Below are 14,825 nucleotides of genomic sequence, written 5' to 3' on the forward strand. Positions count from 1 at the left end.
TCGAACATATGTTCGAATAGCACCATGCGATGGAGTGGGCAGCAAGTCGGCAACGAGGCACCCGATGCTCTGCCTGGGCTCGCGAAGCTGAACAATCTTGTGCGAACGGTGCGAACCCCCGAGTTCGACGGCGTCACCTTCTACGAGGTGCTCGCCAAGAGTGCGCTCAATAAGGTGCCGACTGCCAGTGATATGCCATTCGGGTGGACGATCAACCCCATGCGCGGATGCCTCCACCAGTGCACTTACTGCTTCGCTCGCCCCACGCACGAGTTCCTCGATCTCGATGCGGGCAAAGACTTCGACACCCAGATCATCGTCAAGGTCAACGTGGTTGAGGTTCTCGCAAAGGAACTCAGCAAACCCAGCTGGGGCAGGCATCCTGTGGCGTTGGGCACCAATACTGACCCGTACCAACGTGCTGAGGGCCGCTATCGGCTCATGCCGGGCATCATTGCTGCGTTGGCTGGTTCGGGTACGCCGCTATCCATCCTCACCAAAGGAACGCTACTGCGCCGAGATCTGCCGCTCTTGGTGGAGGCGAGCGAGCATGTGCCGGTCGATCTCGGTATGTCGATTGCTATCTACGACGATGACCTTCAGCAGTCGGTCGAGCCCGGCACCCCGACTGCCAAGGCGCGGTTGGCGACGGTAACCGCTGCACGCAACGCTGGTCTCGACTGTGCCGTGTTCCTGATGCCGATTCTTCCGTTCTTGACCGATACTCGCGATCACCTTGAGCGAGCCGTGGCTCAAGTCAAAGAAGCCGGCGGCACATCGATCACGTATTCGGCGCTGCATCTCAAGCCGGGCACCAAGGAGTGGTACTTCGAGTGGCTGGAGGGCGCGCATCCGGAGCTTCTCGACAAGTACCGTTCGATGTATTCGGCCGGAAACTACGCGCCCAAGGACTACCGAAAATGGCTTGCCGCTAAATTGCAGCCGATTATTCGGCGTCATGGGTTGCAGCGCACCGCTCTCGATCCAGCCACCGGAATCGTCGGCTCGCGGGCCCAGCCGCGGGTCCATGCCGGGGTGCGTTCAAGTTCAGGATCGGTGACACCTTCATTGATCGCGGAGGAGATGCCCCCGCAATTGGCAGCGCGAGCAATGCCTCAACCGATGCTGTTCTAACGCTTTTCTGAACGCTTCCTCCGTGGTTTCTTGAGGGTTCCAGACAGTTCGTCGCAACTGTCAAACATCTGCCTAGGCTGGTGGCGGCGCAGTATCCGTAGCGTCACGGCCGACCAGATTGAGGAGTTCGCTCATGCCCTCTCGCAAGAATTCAAGCCTCAAAGATCCCGAGCTCTACGAAGAGCTTCGCGAGGACGGCGCGTCGAAGGAGAAAGCCGCGCGCATCTCGAATGCGGCAGCGAATCAGGGGCGCTCCGAGATCGGGCGACGGGGTGGAGAGTCGGGCTCGTACGACGACTGGACGGTGAAAGAACTCAAACAGCGGGCCAAGGAGTTAGACCTTCACGGCTATTCGTCGTTAACGAAGAGCGCGCTCATCGACAAGCTTCGTTCGCACTAGCGCTCGCATCTCGTGCGCTGATTTGGATGGAGTCACGAGAGTGCGCAGCATCTTCAGCCTGAACCCTTGGGGCCGGCGGTCACTGCTGATTAAGCTGGGGCGGTGACTTCAACCCCCTCCTCGTACTACCTCAAGCACAGTGACACCCGCTTCGAATCGACCATTCATGCTCAGGGTGCCTGGAATCCGCATGAGCAGCACATGGCTCCCGTCGCCGGAATTGTGGCGCATGCCTTGGAGGGCTTCGAGGCGCGGCCAGAGCTGCGCATTGCGCGCATCAGCTACGAAATTTTGGGGCTAATACCTGGTGGCGAGTTCGAGATCCACGTCTCGATGTTGAGGGCGGGCCGCACGATCGAGCTTGTTCAAGCGGAGTTGAGCGCCGGCGGCCGTGTCGCTGTGCGCGCGACGGCCTGGCGTTTGCACACTTCAGACACGGCGGAGGTCGCGGGCATCGTTGACGATCGCATGCTCGGCCCCGAGAGCGCGGGTGTCCCCGTCGATCTGGCACAGTGGCCCGGGGGTTACATTCGCTCTATTGAGGCGCGAGCGCTACCTGAGCACGAAGCCGGCCGCGGTCGGGTATGGCTGCGCACTCCGGTTCCCCTGCTCGCCTCCGAGCCCATCTCTGAGTTCGTGCGGCTCATGGGGCTCGTCGATACGAGCAACGGTATTGCGACGCGGGTGAAGCCGGGGGAGGGTGGTTATGCCTTCCCCAATGTTGACCTTCAAATCCACCTTTATCGAGTACCGGTTGGCGAATGGCTCGGTCTCGAGAATGCGGTGAGTTTTGGCGCCGACGGTGTTGGACTCACCTCGACGGTGCTGCATGACAGCCAGGGGCCATTTGGGCGAGCGGAACAGATCCTCACGCTGCGAAAACTTTAGGAGGCGGAAGGTTCCGCCCGTTTGGCTCTTGCGCGTTTACGCCCACGTCAGTAATCTACAACCAAATGGTTGTAGATGAACTGTCCGACTCTCAAGTCGACGCGATGTTTCGAGCGCTGGCGGATGCCACGCGCCGCGACATCGTTACGCGCGTTTTCAGCGAGGGAGTTTCTGTCTCGCAGCTCGCGCGCAAGTACGAGATGAGTTTCGCGGCGGTGCAGAAACACGTAGCTATCCTGCACACCGCGGGCTTGGTGACGAAAGAGCGCCACGGGCGCGAACAAATCGTTCGCGGCAATCTTCAGACCATTCAGCGCGCCCAAGAGTTGCTCGCTCGTGTAGAGAACGTCTGGACGCAGCGAGTGCTGCGTATGGAAGCCGTGCTTCACGAAGGGTGACAACGATGATTCACCACGATGGGAGACCCTCATGAACATTTCGACACACACCGACGCCGCAGCACTCTCGATGACCACGACGGCGGAGTTCGCCGCGTCGGCTGAGCGCGCGTGGCAACTCGTAAGCGACCCCCGGCAACTGGAACGCTGGTGGGGACCGCCCGAGTGGCCCGCTACTTTCGTGCGTTTCGAGTTCGAGCCAGAGGGACGCGCGCACTATTACATGCAAGGGCCGGATGGTGAACGTCTTCACGGCTGGTGGAGATTTGTCTCGATCTCCGCTCCGACGGAATTGCTCATCGAAGATGGATTTGCCGATGAACAGGGCGAGCCCTCCGCTGACCTCGGAATGACGACGGCCAGGCTGACGTTCGAACCCACCGCCGACGGAACCCGGCTCACGATCTTCTCGCAATTTGAGTCGCTCGAGCAGCTCGAAGAGATGCTCGAAATGGGTATGGAAGAGGGCATGCGACTCGCTGTCGGCCAGATCGCCACGATTCTGGGCGACGACGAGATGGGCGACTAACCGATGTCGTTCCAGGCGTATCTCGACACTGTCGAAAAGAAGACGGGCCTCACTCCACGCGAAATTATTGCGATTGCTCAGGGAAGAGGCTTCGACGACGACGCAGTGAAGGCTGGCGAGATCCTTGACTGGCTGGCGTCGGACTATGGTCTTGGTCGGGGTCACGGGATGGCGATGGTGCACGTCATCCAAAAGGGCCCAGCGATCGACGCCAAGCATGTCGGCACCGCTGGTGTTCACCGCGACGAATCAGCGCTGCTGTGGTTGGACGGTGTAGCAACAAAGCCGCACTAGCAGACTGCCTGGTCTCGTTAGAGGTTGGCGTCGTATTCGTGACGGTCAGGGCCCGGGGGTGCCAGTAGGTAGGGTGGATCATGGTCCTCATCGGGCCGATGATGTGGGTACGTGAGTGCCCTGAGGAGATCGATAGCGTGAATTCCCCCAAGCCGTCTCAAGTAGCCCAGAATCGGCGCAAGGAATCCTCTAAACGCGGTCTGTTCATCGTGGGAGGAATCGTGGTGCTCGGGCTTCTCGCGGTCGCTTTTGTGGCAGGAGCGCAGTCGAACTCCGACTCGTCGCAGTCTCAGCCCCTTCCCACGGTCACGAATGGTGATGACGCGCAGCCGGCTCTCGAACTCGCGCGACGGGTTGCTGATGATCCAACCGCGCTCGGAGCGATCGATGCTCCCGTCGTCCTCATCGAATATGCGGACTATCGCTGCCCGTTCTGCGGTGTTCTGTCTCGCGAAACGCTTCCGACACTCATCAGCGAATATGTCGATTCAGGTCAGCTTCGCATCGAATGGCGTGACAACCCGATTTTCGGCGAGACCTCAGTGATGGCGGCGGTCGCCGCGCACGCGGCAGGTGAACAGGGCCTTTTCTGGGAGTACAACACAGCGGTATACGCGTCGGCGCCCGAGACGGGGCACCTCGAGATTGATAGCGACAAGATCCTCGAGTACGCGCGCGATATCGGTGTGCCTGATATGGCGCAGTTCGAGGCAGACCTTGCGAACCCCGCACTAGTGCAGCGTGTGCAACTCAACGCGCAAGAGGCTCAGCAAATCGGCGTGACAAGCGTCCCGTCTATCGTGATCAATGATGTTGCCATCGCCGGTGCGCAACCGCTTCAGGTGTTCCAAGACGTCATCGACGAGCAGTTGAGACTGGCAGCCCAGTAACAGTGGATATCGGTTACGCCGGAGCCTTTATCGGTGGGCTTTTCGCTCTCTTAAGTCCGTGTTCAGTAATGCTGTTGCCGGCGTTCTTTGCCTACGCTTTCGGTTCTGCCTCGGCCTTATTCGCACGGACCGCACTTTTCTTTGCCGGCCTCATCACGACCCTCATTCCACTGGGCGTCTTTTCGGCAACACTGGGCTCGCTCGTGAACGAGAACCGCGGCGCGCTGATCGTGGGGGCCGCCGTCATCGTCATCGCAGCGGGTGCAGTGCAGTTGTTCGCTATTCCGGTTCCTGGTCTGACCCGAACTGAGAGTGCGGATGCGGCAACAGACCGCACCTCTGCCGTCTCGGTCTTCGCTCTCGGCATGGTTTATGCCGTCGCCGGTGTCTGCGCGGGGCCGATCCTAGGCTCCGTACTCGCGGTCGCGGCGCTCAGCGGAAACGCGGTCTACGGCGCCATCATGCTCACGCTTTATGCGCTCGGGCTGACGGTTCCGTTGCTCGTTCTTGCTGCTGTCTGGAAGCGGCTCGGCGCGCGGGGGCGTCGCTGGCTGCGGCCGCGAACGCTCACGATCCGTGGGTGGTCAAACTCGTGGACGATGATCGTGTCTGGCGCGCTGACCATCGCAATCGGCATCCTTCTTCTCGTGAGCGACGGCACTGCATCTCTGGGGGGAGTAATCCCCATCACGTTCCAGTACCACGCCGAGTCGTGGGCGGCAAGGACCGGGTCGAGCATCGACAATGCGCTCTTCCTGGGCGCAGCAGTCGCCCTCTCCGCGGTAGCCGCGGGTGCGGTCTGGCTCGTGTCGCGGCGCACTGCCGCGCGGGCGCAGGAGCTCGACGAAGTTCCAGTCGAATCGGGCTCGCTCGAGGGTTGACACGAGCTTAGGCACAACTAGAGTTCGGGCATCCATTCTTCGTTGCCGTCTCTACCGCGCAGCTTGTCGATTTCCCGACGCTCACGCTTAGTTGGCCGCCCGGCCCCGCGGTCGCGCAGGGGAGCGAAAGCACGTTCTTCCCGAGAGGGCGGCGGGGGAGTCTCGTCGATGTAGCTTTCGGCGGCGGTCACTGCCGACACTCTCTTCACGATCGTCTGCTTGACCACCAGGATGCGATCGAAGCCAGCGATACGAATGCGTATTTGGTCGCCTATGCGAACCGGTTGGGCAGCCTTGACGCTTGTGCCGCCGATCTTCACATGGCCCGCACGGCAGGCCGCCGTTGCTTGCGAGCGAGTTTTATAGACGCGCACTGCCCACAGCCAACTGTCGACGCGAACAGTTCCCGCGGCCATTAGACCGTTGCGAGTTCAGTTTTCCACTGAACGAGGCGCTGCACTGTGGCGCTGCCGTCTGCCGCGAGAGTGTTCATCGCGTCCTCGGGCACATAGAAGTTGATGGCGAGAAAGCCGCGCACAACCTCGGAGGGGTCATCGACGAGCATCCGAAGCACATCGCACGGGGCGTGTTCGTTGCGGGCGACACAGGCACGGACGCCGGCATCGCTGTCGCGAGCGAGAGCTTCAAATACGTCAACTGGGGTGTGGTGGCTGCTCGCAGCGCTCTCGCGAATTTTAGGATTAGGGTCGGTCGCGAGAAGACGCAGGCGTGCGATCTTGCTGTCAGTAACTTCGGGCGCGGGGTGGAGCGCGGCTGCTTCCTCGGCGCTGAGCATCGAGGGGGCCATTGCTCGCATCTGTGCCCGTTGGGCAGGAGTGTTGAACCGGATGCATGACATGGTCTCGAGGATACTCGTGCGCCCCTGCGAGACAGCGCTGCATTCTCGGCATTTTGGATGCGGATGCTCGCTAGACTCAGACTGTGGCCAGTAGTAGTTCACCCGAGATCAGCAATCGTGTGTGGACTGTGCCCAATATCTTGAGTTTTCTCAGGCTCGGGCTCGTCCCCGTTTTTCTCTATCTCATCATCACTGCGCAAGACGCTCTTGCGCTGCTCGTGTTGGTGTTTTCCAGTCTCAGCGACTACCTCGATGGCTTCATTGCTCGGCGCTTTAACCAGATGACGCGACTGGGGCAGTTGCTCGACCCCGCCGCCGATCGCCTGTTTATCTTTGCTGCTCTGATTGGCCTCGCAGCTCGTGATGTGATCCCGTGGTGGTTGTTCTTCGTGATTGTCACGCGCGAGGTCATGTTGGCGGTGCTGGGCATCATTTCTGCCAATTACGGTTTCGGGCCTCTTCCCGTTCATCACTTGGGCAAAGTGGCCACCGCAGCCCTGTTTTATGCGCTCCCTGTTCTCATGCTTGGGCAGGCATTTCCTGCGATTGCGAGCGTCACCGATCCGGTGGGGTGGGCATTCGCGCTGTGGGGCGCGTTCTTGTATTGGTGGGCGGGTTTCATTTACGTTGCACAATCTGTCCGAATTTCTCGCCTTCCGAGGGTCTGAGGAGTGCTCCGATCCGATACGCTGGTTAGTCAGGGAGGTTTGCGATGGTTGAGTCAATGAATAATGGTCACGGCGCCGACGTACAGTCGGCAAACGAGACGTCCGCGCAGCCTATTGTCGAGCGTATCGACACCACTGCTACGTACAGTCATGAGTTTGCGGCGCAGGTGGCTGCAATGGCCGCCGATGTGTCGGCAGACGAGCAGTCGGCAATTTCTGCTTTGCCTTCGGGTTCAGCGCTGCTGATCGTTCGCCGAGGCCCCAATGTGGGTGCCCGCTTCCTACTGGATGCCGATCTCACCACGGTGGGTCGTCATCCTGAGGCAGATATTTTTCTCGATGACGTCACCGTGTCGCGACGTCATGTCGAGTTCTTGCGTAACGGCACGACGTTCGATGTCAAAGACCTTGGATCGCTCAACGGCACTTACCTCGGCGGAGACCGCATTGCGACGACCGCTGTGCTTCGTGACCAGGCTGAGGTCCAAATTGGCAAGTACAAGCTCACGTTCTACGCGTCGCGTCGCGATCTCTCGCAGCCGGCTGGTAGTTAGTGGCTAGCGTCGCGCGCCAAGCGCGGTCAGCCCCGGCTCCCGCGCTGCTGAGTATTGGCCAAGTTCTTGCCAAGCTCAGTCCTGAGTTTCCCGATTTGACCCCGTCGAAGCTTCGCTTTCTCGAAGAGCGCAAGCTTGTTGCTCCGGCACGTACGGCATCCGGGTATCGCAAGTTTTCTTCTGCAGACATGGAGCGTTTGCGCTTCGTGCTCACTATGCAGCGCGACCATTACCTTCCGCTCAAGGTCATTCGTGGCTACTTAGAAGAGATGGATGCGGGGCGCACCCCTGAACTTCCGGGCGGTGCCGTCGCTGCTGCTTCCATGCTCTCGGCGGAGCGCAAGCTCACACGCGACGAGCTGATCCGCGAGGCCGGCGCGAGCCCCATGCTGTTGGGTGATGCTATTTCGTCGTCGCTCATCGTGGCCTCCGATGTTTTCGGTGAAGATTCTCTCGCCGTGCTCAAGTCGCTTGTGGAGCTTCAGCGCAGCGGCATTGAGCCACGACACCTCCGGGGCTTCCGTGCGGCCGCAGAGCGCGAGCTGGGCCTCATTGAGAGCGCTTTGATGCCGGTTGCTCGTCGCAAAGATGCGTCGAGTCGTGCACGTGCGGCTGAGATGGCGCGGGAAATTGCGGGCCAGTTAGAGATTGTTCGCAGCAGTCTTATTCGATCCGCCCTCAGCAGACTCGATTCGTAGTACGGTCGATCTGTTGACCGTTTTTCGGCTCCCGCCGACGACGGTTCAGTGAGGTTGGCCCAGTTTTATCCAACTGATTCCGACACGCCGCCGAGTTTTTGCGAATGTCGTTGATCGAGGCGGTGGGCGTGACTACCGTGGGGTAACACGAAACATTAAGCGTCAACTTCAACATGAAGGTTCGTTGTTTTCGTGCTGATCAATCAGAACTAAAGGGGCAAAGCCATGAGTGAAGTGAACCGTAGCGAAGAATCACGCTACGACCTTGGCCTCCTCTTCACCGACGGAATGCCTGACCTCGACGACACGTCGGGCTACCGCGGCGCTGTAGCTGCTCGCGCTGCGGGCATCAGCTATCGCCAACTCGACTACTGGGCTCGCACTCAGCTCGTAGAACCCACCGTTCGGGGTGCTGCCGGCTCAGGCTCGCAACGTCTTTACGGCTTCCGCGACATCCTCGTGCTCAAGCTCGTCAAGCGACTGCTCGACACCGGAATCTCACTGCAGCAGATTCGTATCGCCGTCAACCAACTGCGCGAATCCGGCATCCACGATCTTGCCCAGACCACGCTCATGAGCGATGGCGCTGGTGTGTACCTCTGCACGTCAAACGATGAGGTCATCGACCTCGTGAGCCGGGGCCAGGGTGTGTTCGGCATCGCCGTCGGTAAGGTTCTCCGCGAGGTGGAGACCAGCCTGATTGATCTCGACACCGTCAAGGGTGAAGACCCCATGGATGAGCTGGCTAAGCGCCGCGCATCCCGCGCCTCCTAAACGACGCTTCTTTCTTTCTGCGCGAGCGGCGCAGTTCCCTGGTACGCAAAAAGCCAGCACCGAAGTGCTGGCTTCACGCGCAGTAAGGGGCTACTGGCCGCTGTTGTACTCGCCCATGCGCGCTGCGCGCATGACACGGTCGAGAATCTGGTCGAAGTAGCGCGCCATTTCTTGGGCACTTTCACCCGGCCACACATGAAGGGGCTTTGCAGCGCCCTGAGCCTGTTGCAGTGACGTACGTTCGGGCAATTGCGGTGACAGCACGAGGGGCCCGAACATGTCGCGAAGCTCCTTGATGCGGAACTGGTGCTCGAGCGATTGTGAGCGCAAACGATTCACGATAATGCCGAGCGGCTGCAAGCGAGGGGAGAGGCCGCGACGGATTTCTTCGATGGCGCGCAATGCGCGATCAGCGGCGGCGACAGAAAACAGTCCGGGTTCCGTAACAATCGACACACGATCGCTGGCAGCCCAGGCGGTGCGGGTGAGGGCGTTGAGCGACGGCGCGCAGTCAATCAGAACGAGGTCGTAATCTGCTTCAACGTTGGCAAGGGCCTCTTCAAGCTTCCAAATATCGCGGATGCTGGGGTGCGGGCCATCGAAGTTGATGGCTGACGGTGAGCCAATGAGCACATCCACTTTGCCGGGGCGGCCTTTGGTCCAACCGCTAGGAGCGATCGCGGCGCGCACAATCTTCTCCTTGGGCGAGGCGAGGACATCAGCCACGTTGAGGTGACCTGTGACATCAATGTCCATACCGGTCGAAACATCGGACTGGGGGTCAAGGTCGACGACGAGAGTTCGAAGACCGCGAGCGAAGGCTGCTGAAGCGAGCCCAAGCGTAACGGTCGTCTTTCCCACGCCCCCCTTGAGGGAGCTAACGCTAAGTACGTGCACGAGTAACGACGATACCTTCACTACAGTTAAGAAACCTAAAACTCCGCCAACTTTTGCGCACCCTTGAGGAAACTGCCAGAGTTCAATCACTCTAGGCTTGGTTTTTGTCAGGAAGGACCGAATGTTCAAGAAGATACTCGTTGCCAACCGAGGTGAAATTGCCATCCGCGCTATGCGTGCGGCTGTCGAGCTCGGAGCAAGAACCGTGGCCGTTTTTCCGTACGAGGACCGTAACTCGGTTCATCGTCTGAAAGCCGATGAGGCTTATCAGATTGGTGAGGAAGGGCATCCCGTTCGTGCCTACCTCGACGTTTCGGAAATTATTCGAGTAGCGAAAGAGTCGGGCGCAGACGCGATCTACCCTGGCTACGGCTTCCTCTCGGAGAATCCTGACCTCGCTCGTGCAGCGGCGGATGCCGGAATCACGTTTATCGGCCCGCCCACCAAGGTGTTGGAGATGGCCGGTAACAAGGTCACTGCTAAGGAACACGCCATTGCGGCGGGAGTTCCCGTGCTCAAGTCCACTCCCGCGAGTACCGACCTTGAGGCCCTTCTTGCTGGCGCGGATGAGATCGGCTTCCCGGTGTTCGCCAAGGCTGTCGCCGGTGGTGGCGGTCGCGGTATGCGTCGAGTCGACAAGAAGGAAGACCTGCGCGGTGCTCTCGAAGAGGCCATGCGTGAAGCCGACAGTGCTTTCGGTGACCCCACGATGTTCATTGAGCAGGCAGTAGTTCGCCCGCGTCACATCGAGGTGCAGATCCTTGCGGATTCGCACGGCGGCACGATTCATCTCTTTGAGCGTGACTGCTCGGTGCAGCGTCGTCACCAGAAGGTTGTTGAGATCGCTCCGGCGCCCAACCTCGACGAAGACGTCCGTCAAGCGATGTACCGCGATGCCATCGCTTTCGCGAAGTCGATCGATTACGTCAATGCGGGAACCGTTGAGTTCCTCCTCGACACGGCGGGGGAGCGCAAGGGCGAGCACGTCTTTATCGAGATGAACCCGCGCATCCAGGTCGAGCACACGGTTACTGAAGAGGTCACCGACGTCGACCTCGTTCAGTCGCAAATGCGCATTGCCTATGGCGAGTCGCTCGATGAACTCGGTCTCCGTCAAGACGAACTCAAGCTGCGCGGAGCTGCTCTGCAGTGCCGCATCACGACCGAAGACCCTGCCAGCGGGTTCCGTCCCGACACCGGCAAAATCACGACATACCGTTCGCCCGGCGGCGCCGGCATCCGTCTGGATGGTGGAACGGTTTCTGCGGGTTCGCAGATCTCACCCCACTTCGACTCCATGCTCGTGAAGATGACCTGCCGTGGCCGCGACTTTGCGTCGGCCGTGCGCCGCGCCCGTCGTGGACTCGCAGAGTTCCGTCTTCGCGGTGTCACTACGAACATCCCGTTTTTGCAGGGTGTTCTCGACGATCCTGAGTTCATTGCGGGCGATGTGAGTACGGCGTTCATCGATGAGCGTCCGTGGCTCGTCAACTCGCACCGCTCGAAGGACCGTGGAACGAAGATCCTCACGTGGCTCGCTGATGTCACCGTTAATCAGCCCAACGGCGATGGCGCGGGAATCATCAAGCCGCAGCTGAAGCTGCCCGAGGTTGACCTCACGGTTGATGCTCCGGCTGGTTCGCGTCAACGGCTACTCGAGCTCGGCCCGGCCGGTTTTGCTTCCGCTCTGCGCGAGCAGAAGTCCCTTGCCGTCACCGAAACCACGTTCCGGGATGCCCACCAGTCGCTTTTGGCGACGCGCGTGCGTACTCGTGACTTGGTAGCTGTGATGCCGCACGTTGCGCGGCTGACGCCTGAACTGCTGTCGGTCGAGGCGTGGGGCGGTGCAACTTACGACGTTGCGTTGCGCTTCCTGGCCGAAGACCCGTGGGAGCGACTGGCGTCGATGCGAGAGGCTCTGCCCAACGTCGCTATCCAGATGCTGTTGCGCGGCCGCAACACCGTGGGCTACACGCCGTATCCCACCGAGGTGACAGATGCCTTCGTTCGCGAAGCCGCCGACACCGGTGTCGATATCTTCCGTATCTTCGATGCGCTCAACGACGTTTCGCAGATGCGTCCGGCGATCGACGCAGTCCTCAACACGGGCACTGCTGTCGCCGAAGTTGCACTCTGCTACACGGGAGATCTTCTTGACCCCAACGAAGATCTCTACACGCTTGACTACTACCTCAAGCTCGCCGACCAAATCATGGAGAGCGGCGCCCACGTGCTCGCGATCAAGGACATGGCTGGTCTGTTGCGCGCAGAAGCCGCTGAGACGCTCGTCACGGCTCTCCGCGAGCGATTCGACGCTCCGGTCCATGTTCACACTCACGACACGGCTGGTGGCCAGCTAGCTACTCTTTTGGCGGCATCGCGTGCCGGTGCGGATGCCGTGGATGTCGCTAGCGCTCCAATGGCGGGAACAACCAGCCAGCCCTCGATGTCGGCTTTGGTCGCCGCGCTCGCGCACACCGAACGTGACACCGGAATCTCGCTCGACGCGGTTTCGGATCTCGAGCCGTACTGGGAGGCCGTGCGCCACGCCTACGCTCCGTTCGAGTCGGGTCTTCCCGGCCCCACAGGGCGCGTCTACCATCACGAAATTCCTGGTGGTCAGCTCTCCAACCTGCGTCAGCAGGCGATTGCGCTCGGTCTTGCCGATCAGTTCGAAACAATCGAAGATCTTTATGCCGCGGCCAACAAGATGCTCGGGCGTCCGCCGAAGGTGACTCCGTCATCCAAGGTCGTTGGTGACTTGGCCTTAGCTTTGGCTGCGGCCAACGCGGATCCTGCTGACTTCGAGGAGAACCCCGACAAGTACGACATCCCGGATTCCGTTATCGGCTTCATGGCGGGCGAACTGGGAGAGCTTCCCGGTGGTTGGCCTGAACCCTTCCGCTCGAAGGTGCTCAAGGGGCGCAACGTGAAAATTGGTGTTGAGGAGATCAACGCTGAGGACCAGGCTGCGCTGGATGGCGAACCGCAGGATCGCCGCTCGGCTCTCAACCGCCTGTTGTTCGCTGGCCCGACTCAGATCTTTGAGACAGCTCGCGAGACCTATGGCGATCTTTCGCAGCTCGACAGCACTGATTACCTTTACGGAATTCAGCAGGGTCAAGAGCACGTGGTCGAGATCGAGAAGGGCGTTCAGCTGTTCGTCGGCCTTGAAGCCATCGGTGAGGCGGACGAAAAGGGTATTCGCACGGTAATGGCGACGTTGAATGGTCAACTGCGCCCGGTGTTTATCCGCGATAAGAGCATTCAGATTGATTCGACCGCTACGGAAAAGGCCGACACATCGAAGCCTGGCCACGTTGCCGCACCGTTCTCGGGCGTTGTCACGTTGCAGGTCGATGAGGGCGCCAAGGTCGAAGCGGGCCAGGCTGTTGCCTCGATCGAGGCGATGAAAATGGAAGCCGCGATCACCGCGTCTGTTGCAGGAACGGTCAAGCGATTGGCCATTCCGAAGACGCAACAAGTGGATGCGGGCGACCTACTTGTAGAGATCGAGCCCAGCTAACGCTCAGTATTTTGTAGGGTAGAGACGTGATCGCTGTCTAAGCGGCGGTCACGTCTCTCTTGTTAACGCGGTAAAGTGGTGTGTTTGCTTTCTGAAGGGGATCGACACGTGACTACCAAGCGCAATGAACCTGATGTGCAGTCGTCCGTCGACGAGCAAGATTCGTCGACCGATCACGACACGAAAGACTCAACCGTCGAGCAGGTGCCAAGTTCTGACAGCGTGACCTTCACACTGTCGCTGCCTGTTGCCGTTCGCGAGACACCTGAGCATGAGGCCGCTGTGGCTATCGATGATGTTGCCGTTACGGCCCATCACGTTGACCCTGCTGCGATGGCAACGACTACCGTCGCGTTTGCGCCGGAGTCGGTGGTCACTCTTCCGCCGGAGTCGGTACCCGAGGCTGCTGTGATTCCGGAGCTTCCTCCGGCAGACCGCCCGACGACTCGTCGTGGTCGTCAGCGCACCGAAGTGCGTACGACGCCAGAGACGGCGACGATGCTCACGGCGGAGCGCTTGATCAATCAGGGCAAGAAAAGCCGCCAGCCGGCACCGGAGGGGTTCCTGCAAGAGCTCGTCTACGCGGCGACGTTCCACCTGGTCAATCTGGGGGACTCCTACCGTGTGCGTGAGCGCAAGGCGCTTGAAGCTCGCGTTACCAAGACGTTTGTGGGCGGCACGCGATTCGTTCCGGTTCTGACCCGCAAGGGTGGAGTGGGCAAGACCACCATTACTGCACTGCTGGGGATGGCGCTGGCCGATACTCGCGAAGACCGCATCATTGCGATCGACGCTAATCCCGACCGCGGAACCCTCGCAGAGCGAATCGACAAGCAGACGCGTGCCACGGTGCGCGACGTCGTCATGCGTGCCGAATCGCTGCACACCTTCAGCGAGTTCCAGACGGTCGTGTCTCGTGACGAGACGCGTCTCGATGTCTTGGCGTCTGACACCGACCCTCATGTTTCCGAAGCGTTCGACGAAGACGACTACAACGTCGTTGCCGACATGGCTGAGCGGTTCTACTCGGTTGCGATTACTGACTGTGGAACAGGCATTGTGCACTCGGTCATGCGGGCAACGTTGCAGCGTGCTGATTCGATCGTCATCGTTTCTGGTGGCAGCGTCGACGAAGCTCGCCTCGCTTCCGAAACTCTCACCTGGCTTGAGTCCAACGGTCATGAAGACCTCGTCAAGAATGCCGTCGTTGCGATCAACACCGCCACGCAGGGCACTAACTTGGTTAAGCTCGAGGAGATCGAGGCGCACTTCAAGTCGCGCGTTCGCGAAATCGTGCGCGTTCCTTACGACCCCAGCTTGGCTACGGGCTCGGTTGTGCACTACCGCGACCTCAACAAGCTCACAAAGGCTGCGGCCACTGAGCTTGCCGCCGTCGTGATGGACGGCCTTCCTGCGGTTCGGATCAACTGACACC

At 60.2% G+C, this 14,825-nt stretch carries 17 protein-coding genes; 14 read left to right on the top strand and 3 right to left on the bottom strand.

The features are described from left to right. Positions 1–24: 24 nt before the first annotated feature. The 8 genes from ACWTV3_RS00555 (at position 25) to ACWTV3_RS00590 (ending at position 5,414) form a co-directional block, all read left to right on the top strand. On the top strand, positions 25–1,134 hold the full coding sequence (locus ACWTV3_RS00555; protein WP_498476372.1) for an Rv2578c family radical SAM protein: 1,110 nt from the start codon (positions 25–27) through the stop codon (positions 1,132–1,134). Between the two features lie 133 nt (positions 1,135–1,267). Then, on the top strand, positions 1,268–1,534 hold the full coding sequence (locus ACWTV3_RS00560) for a DUF7218 family protein (protein ID WP_498476373.1): 267 nt from the start codon (positions 1,268–1,270) through the stop codon (positions 1,532–1,534). Between the two features lie 102 nt (positions 1,535–1,636). After that, positions 1,637–2,422: a thioesterase family protein gene (locus ACWTV3_RS00565; protein WP_498476374.1), complete on the top strand. Its 786-nt coding sequence runs from the start codon at positions 1,637–1,639 to the stop codon at positions 2,420–2,422. A gap of 65 nt (positions 2,423–2,487) precedes the next feature. Then, entirely contained in the window at positions 2,488–2,820 is a 333-nt protein-coding gene (locus ACWTV3_RS00570; protein ID WP_498476375.1) for an ArsR/SmtB family transcription factor, read from the top strand. A gap of 31 nt (positions 2,821–2,851) precedes the next feature. After that, positions 2,852–3,349: an SRPBCC family protein gene (locus tag ACWTV3_RS00575; protein WP_498476376.1), complete on the top strand. Its 498-nt coding sequence runs from the start codon at positions 2,852–2,854 to the stop codon at positions 3,347–3,349. 3 nt (positions 3,350–3,352) lie between these two features. Beyond that, positions 3,353–3,643 (top strand): DUF4287 domain-containing protein, encoded by a 291-nt coding sequence (locus ACWTV3_RS00580; protein WP_498476377.1) that lies wholly within the window; start codon positions 3,353–3,355, stop codon positions 3,641–3,643. An 80-nt stretch (positions 3,644–3,723) separates the two neighbouring features. Further along, a complete protein-coding gene (locus tag ACWTV3_RS00585; protein WP_498476378.1) occupies positions 3,724–4,533 on the top strand; it encodes a DsbA family protein in 810 nt (269 codons plus the stop codon). A 2-nt stretch (positions 4,534–4,535) separates the two neighbouring features. After that, positions 4,536–5,414: a cytochrome c biogenesis CcdA family protein gene (locus ACWTV3_RS00590; RefSeq protein ID WP_498476379.1), complete on the top strand. Its 879-nt coding sequence runs from the start codon at positions 4,536–4,538 to the stop codon at positions 5,412–5,414. A 17-nt stretch (positions 5,415–5,431) separates the two neighbouring features. Here the strand turns inward: ACWTV3_RS00590 and ACWTV3_RS00595 are convergent, their stop codons facing one another. Next, positions 5,432–5,830: an RNA-binding S4 domain-containing protein gene (locus ACWTV3_RS00595; RefSeq protein WP_498476380.1), complete on the bottom strand. Its 399-nt coding sequence runs from the start codon at positions 5,828–5,830 to the stop codon at positions 5,432–5,434. Beyond that, positions 5,830–6,273: a hypothetical protein gene (locus ACWTV3_RS00600; RefSeq protein ID WP_498476381.1), complete on the bottom strand. Its 444-nt coding sequence runs from the start codon at positions 6,271–6,273 to the stop codon at positions 5,830–5,832. Before ACWTV3_RS00600 ends, ACWTV3_RS00595 begins: the two co-directional genes overlap by 1 nt. A gap of 83 nt (positions 6,274–6,356) precedes the next feature. Between ACWTV3_RS00600 and ACWTV3_RS00605 the strand changes: the two genes are divergently transcribed. The 4 genes from ACWTV3_RS00605 (at position 6,357) to ACWTV3_RS00620 (ending at position 8,967) form a co-directional block, all read left to right on the top strand. Then, complete coding sequence (locus ACWTV3_RS00605; protein WP_498476382.1) at positions 6,357–6,941, top strand: CDP-alcohol phosphatidyltransferase family protein; 585 nt, start codon at positions 6,357–6,359, stop codon at positions 6,939–6,941. 44 nt (positions 6,942–6,985) lie between these two features. Next, on the top strand, positions 6,986–7,495 hold the full coding sequence (locus ACWTV3_RS00610; RefSeq protein WP_498476383.1) for an FHA domain-containing protein: 510 nt from the start codon (positions 6,986–6,988) through the stop codon (positions 7,493–7,495). Then, complete coding sequence (ftsR, locus tag ACWTV3_RS00615; RefSeq protein ID WP_100389107.1) at positions 7,495–8,193, top strand: transcriptional regulator FtsR; 699 nt, start codon at positions 7,495–7,497, stop codon at positions 8,191–8,193. The genes ACWTV3_RS00610 and ftsR overlap by 1 nt, the downstream gene beginning before the upstream one ends. A 225-nt stretch (positions 8,194–8,418) precedes the next feature. Continuing rightward, the gene (locus tag ACWTV3_RS00620; RefSeq protein ID WP_100389106.1) at positions 8,419–8,967 is read left to right on the top strand and encodes a MerR family transcriptional regulator; all 549 of its coding nucleotides are present in this window, start codon (positions 8,419–8,421) and stop codon (positions 8,965–8,967) included. 90 nt (positions 8,968–9,057) lie between these two features. Here ACWTV3_RS00620 and ACWTV3_RS00625 read toward each other — a convergent pair whose 3' ends face one another. After that, positions 9,058–9,864 carry a ParA family protein gene (locus tag ACWTV3_RS00625; protein ID WP_100389315.1) on the bottom strand — a complete coding sequence of 269 codons (807 nt, stop codon included), beginning with the start codon at positions 9,862–9,864 and terminating at the stop codon, positions 9,058–9,060. Positions 9,865–9,985: 121 nt separating this feature from the next. Here ACWTV3_RS00625 and ACWTV3_RS00630 point away from each other — a divergent pair, with 121 nt between their 5' ends. Together ACWTV3_RS00630 and ACWTV3_RS00635 are read left to right on the top strand one after the other, a co-directional pair. Then, positions 9,986–13,390, top strand: a complete 3,405-nt coding sequence (locus tag ACWTV3_RS00630; protein ID WP_498476384.1) for a pyruvate carboxylase — start codon at positions 9,986–9,988, stop codon at positions 13,388–13,390. 108 nt (positions 13,391–13,498) lie between these two features. Continuing rightward, positions 13,499–14,821 carry a MinD/ParA family ATP-binding protein gene (locus tag ACWTV3_RS00635; RefSeq protein ID WP_498476385.1) on the top strand — a complete coding sequence of 441 codons (1,323 nt, stop codon included), beginning with the start codon at positions 13,499–13,501 and terminating at the stop codon, positions 14,819–14,821. Positions 14,822–14,825 lie beyond the last annotated feature (4 nt).

Source organism: Salinibacterium sp. AL4.1 (genome assembly GCF_059767305.1).

Coding starts and splice junctions, on each gene's coding strand:
- ACWTV3_RS00555 (WP_498476372.1), top strand. CDS start 25: ATGCGATGGAGTGGGCAGCAAGTCGGCAACGAGGCACCCGATGCTCTG.
- ACWTV3_RS00560 (WP_498476373.1), top strand. CDS start 1,268: ATGCCCTCTCGCAAGAATTCAAGCCTCAAAGATCCCGAGCTCTACGAA.
- ACWTV3_RS00570 (WP_498476375.1), top strand. CDS start 2,488: ATGGTTGTAGATGAACTGTCCGACTCTCAAGTCGACGCGATGTTTCGA.
- ACWTV3_RS00575 (WP_498476376.1), top strand. CDS start 2,852: ATGAACATTTCGACACACACCGACGCCGCAGCACTCTCGATGACCACG.
- ACWTV3_RS00580 (WP_498476377.1), top strand. CDS start 3,353: ATGTCGTTCCAGGCGTATCTCGACACTGTCGAAAAGAAGACGGGCCTC.
- ACWTV3_RS00585 (WP_498476378.1), top strand. CDS start 3,724: ATGGTCCTCATCGGGCCGATGATGTGGGTACGTGAGTGCCCTGAGGAG.
- ACWTV3_RS00595 (WP_498476380.1), bottom strand. CDS start 5,830: ATGGCCGCGGGAACTGTTCGCGTCGACAGTTGGCTGTGGGCAGTGCGC.
- ACWTV3_RS00600 (WP_498476381.1), bottom strand. CDS start 6,273: ATGTCATGCATCCGGTTCAACACTCCTGCCCAACGGGCACAGATGCGA.
- ACWTV3_RS00610 (WP_498476383.1), top strand. CDS start 6,986: ATGGTTGAGTCAATGAATAATGGTCACGGCGCCGACGTACAGTCGGCA.
- ACWTV3_RS00620 (WP_100389106.1), top strand. CDS start 8,419: ATGAGTGAAGTGAACCGTAGCGAAGAATCACGCTACGACCTTGGCCTC.
- ACWTV3_RS00630 (WP_498476384.1), top strand. CDS start 9,986: ATGTTCAAGAAGATACTCGTTGCCAACCGAGGTGAAATTGCCATCCGC.